Source organism: Actinomadura formosensis NBRC 14204, assembly GCF_001552155.1.
GTDB lineage: Bacteria > Actinomycetota > Actinomycetes > Streptosporangiales > Streptosporangiaceae > Spirillospora > Spirillospora formosensis.
Window position 1 is genome coordinate 25870 of sequence record NZ_BCQQ01000068.1, and the last position, 11152, is coordinate 37021.

The window sequence follows — 11152 nt, forward strand, 5'->3', positions numbered from 1 at the left end:
CTGCGTGCCCGATCTGCCCCGATCACCTGATTTGATCTTGCCGGACGGGTACCATCCCGCCGTGGAGTTCGCCGGGGCACTGCGGCAGGCGATCCAGGCGAGCGGGCTGACCCTGGAACGGATACGCCACCGCCTCGGCCGGCGGGGGCTGACCGTCAGCGTGGCCACCCTCAGTTACTGGCAGCGGGGTCGCAGCCGGCCCCGCTCACGCACCGTCGTGGTCGTGCTGGAGGAGATCCTCCAGGTGCCGCCGGGCACGCTCACCGACCTGCTGGACGATCCCGCCCCCAGCACGGCGCCCGGCCGGAGCACGGCCGGACGCGGCGGGCTCACCGGGCCTCCCGGCGCCGGGGAGCGGGGCCGCACGGTGCGCGAGCTGTGGCCCGACCCCGAACGCTACGCCTGCCTGGTCGGGCAGCTCGACCGCTCCGGGGACCACCGGCTCGAACGGCTCAGCATCCACGACGTGTACCGGCTGGACGGGACGCGCGGCTGCTGGACGCTGTCGGTCCGCACCGTCCTGCGCGCCGCGGGCGACGACATCGACCGGGTGGTGTGCGTCCACCGGACGGGCGGCGACCAGGCGGGCGGCGACCAGGCGGGCAGGGCCGGCGGCGGGACGGGCGGGCTCGCGGCCGTGCGGTACTGCCGGCCCGGCCGCATCCGCGCCGAGGGCGGGCTGATGGCGTTCGAGCTCGTCTTCGACCGGGTGCTGTCCACAGGGGACACGGCGGTCGTCGAATACGAGGTGGGGCCGGTCGGGGAATCCCCGCCCGACAGCTACGACCGGCGCTTCTCCCATCCCGTCCACGACTACGTGGCGATCATCCAGTTCGACGGCGACCGGCTGCCCGCCCGCTGCTACGGTTTCACCGCGGAAAGCTCGCAGGCCCCGCGGCAGCGGCTCGGCGAACTGTGGGTCGGCACGTCCGGCAGCGCGAACCTCGCGGTCGGCGCGGTCCGGCGCGGCATCGTCGGCATCGAATGGGAGTGGCATTGACCGGCATCGGCGCTGGGGCGCCGTTGCGGGGCTCGCCTGTTGGCATCGGGGCCCGCGGGTTTTACAGTGAGCGCGGAAGTGGCAATTCCAATAGTCAAGGCCGTTTGGCGGGGGGCCGGCCGGAGTGGATCCGGGAGGCCGCAAGTGCAGAGTGTCGCAGAGGATGATCTTCTACAGGTCCTACAGTACGGTCCGTTCAACGTCGCCCTCCACGCCGCCATCCAGGCGCGTGGCCTCAGCCTCGACTCGCTGCGGCGCCGCCTTGAGGAACAGGGCATCGCCGTCAGCCTGTCCACGCTGAGCTACTGGCAGCGCGGGCGGACCAGGCCCGAACGCGCCGACTCGCTGCGCGCCGTCCGCGGCCTTGAGGTCATCCTCGAACTGCCGCGCCATTCGCTGCTGACGCTGCTCAAGCCCGCCACCGAGCGCACCGCCGGGCCGTGGCTGCCGGTGGAGGAGCTGTGCCCCGAGCCGGGCGTCCGCGACCTGCTGGACGAGATCGGTGACCGCGGGGAACGGCTGATCACCGGGCTCAGCCTGCACGACCAGTACCTCGTCGGCCGCCGCCGGGAACTGCGCGAGGTCCGGGTCCGCGCGGTGTTCCAGGCGCAGCAGCGCGGCGTCGACCGGTGGGTCGCCGTCTACCACCATCCGCAGGGCGTCCTGCCGTCGTCGCGGACGGTGCGCGGCTGCCGGTTCGGCCGGGTCCGGATGGACGAGTCGAGCGGGCTCATCGCCGCCGAGCTGCTGTTCGACCGGGCGCTCGGCCGCGGTGAGACGTACCTGCTGGAGTACGGCTTCGGGTTCGAGGAGACCGGCCCGCCCATCTGCGAGGAGGGGCGCGGCTTCCGCACCCCGCAGCACGAGTACCTCATCGAGGTGCGGTTCCACCCGTCCGCGCTGCCCGCCCGCTGCTACCGGACGTGGCGTCCCGACGGCCACACCGCGCTCAAGGACTCCGCCGACCTGCGCATGTCCAGCTACCACAGCGTCCACTTCATCGAGTTCGGCGTGGCCGCCGGCTGCCACGGCATCCGCTGGGAGTGGGATTAGCGGGGGAGCGGGACTAGAGGACGAGCAGGCGCAGCAGGCGGTCGAGTTCGGCGGCCGGGTCCCCGGTGAGGCCGGCGTGCACCGGGCCCGGCTGGACGATCGTGCTGCGCGGCGCGGTCAGCCACCGGAACCGCCTGCCCGGGCTCTGCGACGCGGCCTGCCCGGCGCGTTCGCCGCCGTGGCACACCGCGTCCACGCCCTTGAGCGCCGACCGGACGCCCGCCAGGTCCAGGGACGGGTCGAGGGCGGACAGGCGGCGCTCGTCCAGGTGCGTCCGGCAGCCGAGGTAGTCGAGCGCACGGCAGTACACCACCACGCCCACGTTCATCGACTCGCCGCGTTCGACGCGGGGGACGACCCGCAACGCCGCGTACTCGAACACCGTGGGCTCGGCCGCCGCCCTGATGTTGCTCGTCCCGCCGCCGCCCGTGCGGGTCCTGCGCGGCGGGGCGCCCCCCCGCGCCTCCCGGTCCGTCCCGCTCATGCCGGGCCTCCCAGCCGGCCGGGACGGTTCTGCCCGCGCCGCGCGGACGTGTCCGGCGCGTGCCCGCCGACCTCCAGGTCGGGCAGCCAGTCGCGCGGCTTGCCGGCGCGCGGCAGCAGGATCTCGACATAGGCGTCCCGGAGCTGCTGCGGGCCGGCGAAGCCGGGCTCGCCCTCCAGCCACAGGTCGGGCACGAGCGCGGTCACCTCGCGCAGCAGACCCTCGGTGATCTTCGGGGCGAGGTCGGCCTCGGCGGCCTCCAGCCGGGTCGCGTACGGGGTCAGCACGTGGTCGTCCACGTCGTAGGGGCCGGAGAACAGCCGGGCCGCGTTCGCCCAGGCGTGGTGGAAGATGAGGCTTGCGCCGTGGTCGATCAGCCACACGTCGCCGTGCCAGACGAGCATGTTCGGGTTGCGCCAGCTGCGGTCCACGTTGCCGATGAACGCGTCGAACCACAGCACCTGCGACGCGAAGCCGGGGTCGGGACTCCAGCCGAGCGGGTCGAAACCGAGCGACCCCGGCAGGAAGTCGACGCCGAGGTTCCAGCCGGGACTGGCCTTGAGGAGGTCCTGGACGTCGGGGTCGGGCTCGTGCCGTCCGATGGCCGGGTCCAGGTCGATGAGCACCTGCTCGGGCACCCGGAAGCCGAGCCTGCGGGCCAGCTCGCCCGCGATCACCTCGGCGATCAGCGCCTTGCGGCCCTGCCCCGCGCCGTGGAACTTCATGACGTAGGTGCCGAGATCGTCGGCCTCGACCACGCCCGGCAGGGAACCGCCCTCGCGCAGCGGCGTCACGTATCGGATGGCCGTCACATGTGGCAACACGTCGCAACGCTATCGGGTGGGGGTGTGCGCGGGATAATCGATGACATGGGCGTTGAACTGCTCGACCTGTCGGTGCCGATCAGCACGGGCATGCCGGTGTATCCGGGTGATCCCGAGGTGGAGGCCGTCGCGGCGCTCACCGTCGCGGACTCCGGCGTGAACGTCCTCGCGCTGCACATGGGGTCGCAGTCCGGCACCCACGTGGACGCCCCGTTCCACATCGACGACGCCCTGCCCCGCCTGGACGAGATTCCGCTGACCCGCTTCACCGGCCCGGCCGTGGTCATGGACGTCCGCGGGCTGCCGCCCCGCACGCCCATACCGCCGGAGGCGGTCCCGTCCGGCCTCGGGCCCGGCGACGTCCTGCTCATCGCGACGGGCTGGTCCGCCCACTGGGGGACGGACGACTACCTGGCCCATCCGTATCCGGCGCCCGAGACGGCGGAGGCGATCGTCGCCGCCGGTGTCCGGACGGTGGCCATCGACGCGCTCAGCGTGGACCGCACCCCGCCGCCGGGCTCCGCCGAGTTCTCCCTGGCCGCGCACCGCGTCCTGTGCGGGGCGGGCGCGGTGATCGGCGAGAACCTGACCGGGCTCGGGCTCCTGGTCGACGCGCAGGACGAGGGCTGTGCGATCGAGGTCTCGCTGTTCCCCATCGCGCTGGCCGCCGCCGACGGTGCCCCGGTCCGGGCCGTGGCCCGCGTGGACGACCGGGCCGTCCTGGTGTGAGGGACGGAAGGGCCCGGCATACGGCGTGGAGCGGCCCGCGCGTACCGGCGGGCTACCGGATCATGCGGAAGCAGAAGAAGGTCGGGAACCGGTAGTACTGCCCCTTGCCCGCCTTCACCGCGCCGAGGATGATGAACGTCCACCCGGCGATCAGCAGCTCCAGGTACGGGACGAGCAGCAGGGCGAGGAAGCCCGGCTCCTTCAAGGCGATCGCCGGCGGCACGCAGACCGCCACCACCACGAGGACGTGGATCAGCATGGTGAGCTGCTGGTTCATCGACTGCGCCGCGTGGAACCGGGTGAGCGGCGAGGTGTTCTTCTTCACCAGGTAGATGATCAGCGCGGGGAAGAAGCCGATCAGCACGTTCCCGACGTAGGCGAAGATCGCCCAGGTCGTCTCTTCGGTGGGACCCTGCAGAGGCACGCCGTTGGGGACGCCCGGGGGCCCGTACCCCCACCGCGGGTCGTAGGGGCCGGGAACCGCCCCGGGCGGCTGACCGTAGGGCTGCGAATACGGCGGCGGCTGCTCGGGCGGTGGCGGCGGGGGCTGGTCCGTCACGTGCTGTCCTCGCGCTCTGTGGGCGGCTATGGGAGATACCGCAGGAATCTATCTGAACCGGGTTCGCCGACGCGGGTCCCCCGGAAGGCACGGCGCCGTTCCCGAACCGCATGGGCCGGGCCGCGGAACGGACCCCGCCGTCCGGAGCGGACGCCCGGCTAATTTAGAATTTCGTTCGGCTAATAGGGCGGTGTTCCGGGGACGCCGCCCGCGAGGAGGCTGAATGAGCGCGATCCCGATGGAACGGCCCGAGCTGGAGGAGGACGAGGCGGCGGCCCTGAGCGGCCTCGCCGCCCGCGTCCGCGAACTGGCCGAGGCCACCGTCCTCACCGGTGTCGACCCGGCCGAGGCCGCCGCGGTCGCGGCCGAGGTCGAGGCGCTGACCGCGCGGCTCGCGGCCGAGCGCCGGGACGCCCCGCCGTTCGTCCGGTCCTCCCCGCAGCGGATGGACCGGCAGATCGCCAACCCCGTCACCGGCGCCCTCAACCCCCTCGCGCCGCCCGTCGAGCTGACCGTCAGCACGGACGGCATCGTCCGCGGCGAGTTCACCCTCGGCGCCGTCTACGAGGGACCGCCGTCGTACGTGCACGGCGGCATGTCCGCGATGGTGCTCGACCAGGCCCTCGGCATGGCGGCCGCCGCCACCGGCACACCCGGCATGACCGCCGCCCTGGAGACGCGCTACCGGCGTCCGACCCCGCTCGGCGTCCCGCTCTCGGTGGAGGCGAAGGCCAGCCGGGTGGAGGGGCGCAAGGTCTACGCGTCCGGGACGATCTCCGGGCCGGACGGCCGCGTCACCGTGGAGGCCACCGCGATGTTCGTCATGCCGCAGTGGTTCGTCCCGCACTCCTGACGCCGGCCGGCCGCCCCGCCCGCGTCTCGGCCCGGCCGGCGGCGGGCCGCCGCCCGTGGCGTCTCAGTATTCGTAGACCTGCACCTTCGGCGCGTGCTGGAACCACGACGCGATGACCGACGAGGTGTGCTCCTCGTCGTCGATGAAGTCGACGCGAAGCCATCCCTCGGCCTGCGTCACGCGTGTCTCGTAGTCCGGATTCGGCGTCGCCGACACGAGCCGCACCCGGTTCTTCTCGAACGACATCGCGGCGCGTCCGCCGAGGGTCGCGTAACTGCGCACATTGCCGGGCGGTTTCGAGGCACCCCCGGGCCTGCCGGGTGCCGGCTTCGGTGACCTGGACGGTGCGGGCGCGTTGTCCTCGCCGTCCGGCGGGCTCGGCGATCCGGTCGGCGGTGCGGCCGGGCTGGAGTGGATGACGGAACCCGCGATCGGCGGCGCCGACCGTTCCGACACTGCACCCCGGACGACGTCGCGGATGCCGAACCACGAGAACGCCACTGCGAGCGCAGTCACTCCAACCCACGGAGTAACATACGACATTGTGCGACGCATGGGCACATGGTGGCATACGGTTCCGCCATGGCAAGCGTTCTGGTGGTCGAGGATGACGCGAATGTCCGGACCGCCTTGATCCGGGAACTGGGCGCGCGGGCACATGTCGTACGCAGCGTCGGCACCGCGATGGACGCGCTGCGAGAGGTCACCCAGGCACCGCCCGACGTCGTCGTCCTCGACCTCGGGCTGCCCGACCTCGATGGTGCGGAGGTGCTGAAGATGCTGCGCGGCATCTCCGACGTCCCGGTCATCATCGCGACGGCGCGCGACGACGAGCCGGAGATCGTCCGGTTATTGAACGCGGGCGCCGACGACTACCTCATCAAGCCGTTCTCCATCGAGCATCTCAGCGCCCGGCTCGCCGCGGTGCTGCGGCGGGCGACCCGGGCCGGGCCGACCGCGGAGCTGCGCGTCGGCGGCCTGCACATCGACCTCGACCGGCGGGAGGCGAGGCTGGACGGCAAGCCGCTGGCGCTGACCCGCCGCGAGTTCGACCTGCTCGCCTACCTCGCCGCCCGCTCCGGCCGGGTGGTGGCGCGGCGCGAACTGCTCGCCGAGGTGTGGCGGCAGGCGTACGGCGACGACCAGACCATCGACGTCCACCTGTCCTGGCTGCGCCGCAAGCTCGGCGAGACCGCGGCCGCCCCCCGCTACCTGCACACGGTGCGGGGTGTCGGGGTCCGGCTGGCCGAGCCCGACCCGCGCTCATGAGGAAGACGCTCGTCCTGGTGTCCCTGGCGGTCACCTCGATGGTCGCGCTGGCGTTCCTGATCCCGCTGGCGCTCACCGTCCGCGAGATCGCCCGGGACCGCGCCCTCACCACCGCCGAGCGGCAGGCCAGCGCGCTCGGCCCCGTCCTCGTCGTCACCGAGGACCCGGCCGCCCTCGAACGCGCCGTGGCGAGCACCCAGGCCGGCGCCGAGGGACGGATGAGCGTCCACCTGCCGGCCGGCGGCCTCGTCCCGAAGCACAACCGCGGCGGTTTCAGCGCACGATCCGAGCAGCTCACCGAGGCCCGGCGGCGCGGACGCTCCTACACCGCCCGCGTCGACGGCGGATACGCGCTGCTGCAGCCGGTGTCGCTGGACGCGGGCCGCACCGCCGTCATCGAGGTCTTCCTGCCGGACGAGGACCTGTCGCGCGGCGTCTGGAAGGCCTGGCTCGTCATGACGGCGGTCGCCGGCGCGCTCGTCGCGGGGTCCGTCGCCGTCGCGGACCGGCTCGGCAACCGCATGATCCGCTCCACCCGGCGGCTCGCCGAGGCGGCGGGCGCGTTCGGGGACGGCGATCTGTCGGTCCGCATCGAGCCGGACGGGCCGCCCGAGCTGGTCGAGGCGGGGCTCGCGTTCAACGCGATGGCCGACCATGTCGTCCAGCTCCTGGCCGCCGAACGGGAGATGGCCGCGGACCTGTCGCACCGGCTCCGCACCCCGCTCGCCGCGCTGCGGCTGAACGCCGAGGCGCTCGGCGACGGGCCCGTCGCCGACCAGACCCGGCAGGCCGTCGACCGCCTCGAACACGAGGTCGACCAGATCATCCGGACCGTCCGGCGGCCCACCGGGCGGGGCAGCTGCGACGCGTCCAAGGTGCTGCGCGACCGGATCGAGTTCTGGTCCGTCCTCGCCGAGGACGAGGGCCGCTCCTGCGAGCTGATCGGCGCCGACGAGCCCGTGCCGCTGCCGCTCCCCGGCACCGAGCTGGCCGCCGCCGTCGACGCACTGCTCGGCAACATCTTCCGGCACACCGCCGAGGGCACCGGCTTCGCCGTCACCCTGCACCAGGGGCAGGGCATCACCGGCATCCTCGTCGCCGACGGCGGTCCCGGCATCACCGACCCGGACGCGGCGCTGAAGCGCGGCAGCAGCGGCGGCGGCTCCACCGGCCTCGGCCTGGACATCGCCCGCCGCGCCGCCGAGTCCACCGGCGGCTACCTGCGCATCCACCGCAGCATCCTCGGCGGCGCCCAGGTGCAGATGTGGTTCCGGACCCGGTGGCTGCCGCCCACCCGCCGCTCCCGCCGCCTCGTCGGCCGCCGCCACTCCCGCACCTGACACCCCGGCCCAACGACAAGGCCCAGGCCACCGGACCCGGCTTCGGACCTTCACCGGGGACGATGCCGCCCCGATGGACGCTTCTCTAGTCCCGGGCGTGGTCGCCGGTCGCACCGTCGATGAGTTCCCGGATGATGTCCATATGGCCGACGTGCCGGGCGGTCTCCTCGATCATGTGGATGAGCACCCACCTCAGCGTCACGGTCGCCCCATGCCACGCCGTCCCGCGTGACTCGACGTCCAACTCCTCGATCATCCGGTCGGCCGCCGCGCGTGCCCGTCCGTAGAACGCGACGATCTCCTCCGCGATCTCACCGGGCTCGACCCTGAGATCGGCGTCTGGATCGTCATCGTCGAACGGCAGCGGCTCCGTCTCCCGCCCGAACGTCTCGCAGAACCACCCGTACTCGACGGCCGCCAGATGCTTGGTCAGCCCCAGAAGGCTCGTCCCGGACGGCGTCATCGGCCGCCGCACCTGCTCCTCGTCCAGCCCTTGGAGCTTCCACAGCACCGCGTCACGATGCCGGTCGAGGGCGATCTTCAGACTTTCCTTCTCACCACCGGTAAACGGCACCTGTTCCATTCCGCGACGGTACCGCCCGCCCTCCGCCACCGCGCGGGCGGGATGATGACCTTCCCGCGACCACCCGATCGCCGGCCACCCCTGAGAAGGCGGACCCCCAGCCAGCGAGACAAGACCGCCGCCCCTCCTGTTTTCGCAGACGAGTGACTTCCGGCGTGCCCTCTCCAACGGCACCACCTGAAGCCTGAATAAGGGCGGCTCAGCACTTCCCTAAGTGAGGCTTAAGGACGTCCTGTTATGGGGGGCGGGGGCCTAGCGTTGCGGGTGTCAGAGCTGAGAGACGGCGGAGGTGCACAGGCGAAGAGCAGAGTGAACGTCGGCTGAGGTTCCGACGAGATTCCTGATTGAGACAGGCTTCCGGCCCGCACGGCCCCTCCCCCCGCTCTGGGCCGTGCGGGCCGGAAGCCTGTCTTCAGTTTCTGGGGAGGGCGCCCAGGAGGAGGAGGCGGAGGGCGTCGGCGGTGCCGGTGGCGGTGGTGTCGCCGGTGGCGAGGCGGCGGATCGCGAGGCCGTAGAGCATGGCGACGACCGCGGGGGCGTGGTGTTCGGCGTCCGGGATGCCGAGGGCCTTGAGGACGGCGGTGGCCAGGCGGTCGTAGGCCTCGACGGAGCGTTTCGAGGTTTCGCGCAGCGCGGGGTCGCGGGCGGCGTGGAGGTGGAGTTCGAGGTTCGCGACCTGCTCGGGGCCGTAGGTGAAGTCGACGATGGCCTTCTCGACCTGCTCGGCGGCCTGGACCGGGGCGATGCCGGATTCGGCGAGGGCCGTGACATAGGCCGTGATGCGGGTGATCTCCGCTTCCACGAAGGTGTGCAGGGCCTCGCGGAGGAGGTCCTCCTGGCTGGGGAAATGGTAGGTCAGGGAGCCGAGGGAGACGCCGGCCGCGCGGGCGACGGCACGGTTGGTCACGGCGCCGATCCCTCGCTCGCCGATGAGGCGGAGGGTGGCTTGCAGGATCTCGTCACGGGCGCTCATCAGTGGCCAGTCTTCCGTAGAGACAGGGGGTTCGCTATCGTTCGTTCGAACGAACGATAGCGGGAGGTCGTGTGGTGCTGGGGCTGGCGGGGCAGGCGGAAGCGCTGGCGAAGGGCGAGGTCTCGTCGAGGGAGCTGGTCGAGCGGAGCCTGGAGCGGATCGAACGGCAGGAGTCGCTCGGGGCGTTCCGGGTGGTGCGGCCGGAGGCCGCGGCGCAGGAGGCGCTGGAGGCCGACAAACGGCTCGCGGAGGGGGAGCGGCTGCCGCTTCTCGGGGTGCCCGTGGCCATCAAGGACGACACCGATCTGGCCGGGGAGACCACGCCGTTCGCGGTGGCGGGGGATCACCGGCCCGCGGCGCGGGACGCGGAGGTCGTGCGGAAACTGCGGGCGGCCGGTGCCGTGATCGTCGGCAAGACCACGACCTGCGAACTCGGATTGTGGCCTTTCAGCGAGTCGGCCGAGTACGGGTGCGCGAGGAATCCGTGGAATCCCGAGTACACGCCGGGCGGGTCGTCGGGCGGCTCGGCGGCGGCCGTGGCGGCGGGAATGGTGGCCGCGGCGGTGGGGTCGGACGGGGCCGGGTCCATCCGGATTCCGGCGGCGTGGACGGGCCTGGTCGGCATCAAGCCGCAGCGGGGACGGGTTTCCGGGTATCCGCAGACCGACCCGTTCAACGGGATCACCGTGTGGGGGCCGCTGGCCAAGAGCGTCGAGGACGCCGCCCTGATGCTCGATGCGATCAGCGGGAGTCATCCGGAGGACGTGTACCAGGTCGATGCGCCCGTGACGTCCTTCGTGGAGGCCGCGCGGCGGGAGCCGCGGAGGCTGCGGATCGCCGTTTCGTTCCGGACGGCCTTCGGGGTGAGCGGCAGGCTCGATCCGGAGATCCGGGCGGCGGTCGAGCGGCTCGCCCGGAGGCTGACCGACCTGGGGCACAAGGTCTTTCCCGCCGATCCCGACTACGGGCCGGTGGGGCTCGGGCTCATTCCGCGCGGGACGGCCGGCGTCGCCGACTGGCTGGATTCGCTGCCGAACCCGAGGCCCGACCGCCGCACGGAGGCGGAGGCGCGCATCGGGCGGGTCGTCGGGAGACGGCTGCTGCCGCTGGCGAAGAAGATGGACCCCTATCTGCGGAGGAGGGTCGGCCGCATCTTCCAGTTCGCCGATGTCGTGATGACGCCCACCACCGCGCAGCCGCCCTTGAGGGTCGGGGCCTTCGACGGGGCCGGATACCAGAAGACCCAGTCGGGGGTCGCGGCGGCGTGCCCCTACGCGTGGACGTGGAATGTGCTGGGCTGGCCGGGCGTGAACGTCCCCGCCGGATTCACCGGGGCCGGGTTGCCCATCGGGGCCCAGCTTCTCGGGCACGACTCCGACGAGGCCACGCTCATTTCGCTCGCCGCCCAGCTGGAGGCCGTCGAAGGGTGGGTCGAGCGGCGTCCCTAGCCCGTGGCGGCCGCCGGTGCGGGACCGGACCGGCGGG

General features: G+C 72.6%; 13 protein-coding genes. 7 read left to right on the forward strand and 6 right to left on the reverse strand.

Going from position 1 to position 11152, the window contains the following annotated elements; all coding sequences use genetic code 11:
- Positions 1-61: 61 nt before the first annotated feature.
- Both AF1_RS18690 and AF1_RS18695 read left to right on the forward strand, forming a co-directional pair.
- Positions 62-1000 carry a helix-turn-helix domain-containing protein gene (locus tag AF1_RS18690; RefSeq protein ID WP_131732511.1) on the forward strand — a complete coding sequence of 313 codons (939 nt, stop codon included), beginning with the start codon at positions 62-64 and terminating at the stop codon, positions 998-1000.
- A gap of 144 nt (positions 1001-1144) precedes the next feature.
- The gene (locus AF1_RS18695; protein ID WP_067800515.1) at positions 1145-2053 is read left to right on the forward strand and encodes a hypothetical protein; all 909 of its coding nucleotides are present in this window, start codon (positions 1145-1147) and stop codon (positions 2051-2053) included.
- Between the two features lie 13 nt (positions 2054-2066).
- Here the strand turns inward: AF1_RS18695 and AF1_RS18700 are convergent, their stop codons facing one another.
- Entirely contained in the window at positions 2067-2537 is a 471-nt protein-coding gene (locus AF1_RS18700; RefSeq protein WP_084263084.1) for a DUF3037 domain-containing protein, read from the reverse strand.
- Positions 2534-3361: a HipA family kinase gene (locus AF1_RS18705; protein WP_067800516.1), complete on the reverse strand. Its 828-nt coding sequence runs from the start codon at positions 3359-3361 to the stop codon at positions 2534-2536. Before AF1_RS18705 ends, AF1_RS18700 begins: the two co-directional genes overlap by 4 nt.
- A gap of 45 nt (positions 3362-3406) precedes the next feature.
- On the opposite strand from AF1_RS18705, the gene AF1_RS18710 reads away from it, so the two are divergent.
- Positions 3407-4090 (forward strand): cyclase family protein, encoded by a 684-nt coding sequence (locus AF1_RS18710; RefSeq protein WP_067800517.1) that lies wholly within the window; start codon positions 3407-3409, stop codon positions 4088-4090.
- 52 nt (positions 4091-4142) lie between these two features.
- On the opposite strand, the gene AF1_RS18715 is transcribed toward AF1_RS18710, so the two are convergent.
- A complete protein-coding gene (locus AF1_RS18715) occupies positions 4143-4649 on the reverse strand; it encodes a DUF4870 domain-containing protein (protein ID WP_067800520.1) in 507 nt (168 codons plus the stop codon).
- A gap of 223 nt (positions 4650-4872) precedes the next feature.
- Between AF1_RS18715 and AF1_RS18720 the strand changes: the two genes are divergently transcribed.
- Positions 4873-5502 (forward strand): PaaI family thioesterase, encoded by a 630-nt coding sequence (locus AF1_RS18720; protein ID WP_067800523.1) that lies wholly within the window; start codon positions 4873-4875, stop codon positions 5500-5502.
- 63 nt (positions 5503-5565) lie between these two features.
- Here the strand turns inward: AF1_RS18720 and AF1_RS18725 are convergent, their stop codons facing one another.
- The gene (locus AF1_RS18725) at positions 5566-6018 is read right to left on the reverse strand and encodes a hypothetical protein (RefSeq protein WP_131732512.1); all 453 of its coding nucleotides are present in this window, start codon (positions 6016-6018) and stop codon (positions 5566-5568) included.
- A gap of 66 nt (positions 6019-6084) precedes the next feature.
- Between AF1_RS18725 and AF1_RS18730 the strand changes: the two genes are divergently transcribed.
- Both AF1_RS18730 and AF1_RS18735 read left to right on the forward strand, forming a co-directional pair.
- Positions 6085-6771, forward strand: coding sequence for a response regulator transcription factor (locus AF1_RS18730; RefSeq protein WP_174548866.1), 687 nt, complete (start codon positions 6085-6087; stop codon positions 6769-6771).
- Complete coding sequence (locus tag AF1_RS18735) at positions 6768-8111, forward strand: sensor histidine kinase (RefSeq protein WP_067800531.1); 1344 nt, start codon at positions 6768-6770, stop codon at positions 8109-8111. The genes AF1_RS18730 and AF1_RS18735 overlap by 4 nt, the downstream gene beginning before the upstream one ends.
- Before the next feature lie 85 nt (positions 8112-8196).
- Here the strand turns inward: AF1_RS18735 and AF1_RS18740 are convergent, their stop codons facing one another.
- Positions 8197-8694 carry a DinB family protein gene (locus AF1_RS18740; protein WP_067800534.1) on the reverse strand — a complete coding sequence of 166 codons (498 nt, stop codon included), beginning with the start codon at positions 8692-8694 and terminating at the stop codon, positions 8197-8199.
- A 412-nt stretch (positions 8695-9106) separates the two neighbouring features.
- Positions 9107-9667, reverse strand: a complete 561-nt coding sequence (locus AF1_RS18745; protein WP_067800537.1) for a TetR/AcrR family transcriptional regulator — start codon at positions 9665-9667, stop codon at positions 9107-9109.
- A 71-nt stretch (positions 9668-9738) separates the two neighbouring features.
- On the opposite strand from AF1_RS18745, the gene AF1_RS18750 reads away from it, so the two are divergent.
- Entirely contained in the window at positions 9739-11115 is a 1377-nt protein-coding gene (locus tag AF1_RS18750; protein ID WP_067800540.1) for an amidase, read from the forward strand.
- The last annotated feature ends 37 nt before the right edge of the window (positions 11116-11152 follow it).

Bases quoted from the DNA above. Each gene is read 5' to 3' on its own strand.
- AF1_RS18700 (WP_084263084.1), bottom strand. From the start codon at position 2,537: ATGAGCGGGACGGACCGGGAGGCGCGGGGGGGCGCCCCGCCGCGCAGG.
- AF1_RS18710 (WP_067800517.1), top strand. From the start codon at position 3,407: ATGGGCGTTGAACTGCTCGACCTGTCGGTGCCGATCAGCACGGGCATG.
- AF1_RS18720 (WP_067800523.1), top strand. From the start codon at position 4,873: ATGAGCGCGATCCCGATGGAACGGCCCGAGCTGGAGGAGGACGAGGCG.
- AF1_RS18730 (WP_174548866.1), top strand. From the start codon at position 6,085: ATGGCAAGCGTTCTGGTGGTCGAGGATGACGCGAATGTCCGGACCGCC.
- AF1_RS18735 (WP_067800531.1), top strand. From the start codon at position 6,768: ATGAGGAAGACGCTCGTCCTGGTGTCCCTGGCGGTCACCTCGATGGTC.
- AF1_RS18740 (WP_067800534.1), bottom strand. From the start codon at position 8,694: ATGGAACAGGTGCCGTTTACCGGTGGTGAGAAGGAAAGTCTGAAGATC.
- AF1_RS18745 (WP_067800537.1), bottom strand. From the start codon at position 9,667: ATGAGCGCCCGTGACGAGATCCTGCAAGCCACCCTCCGCCTCATCGGC.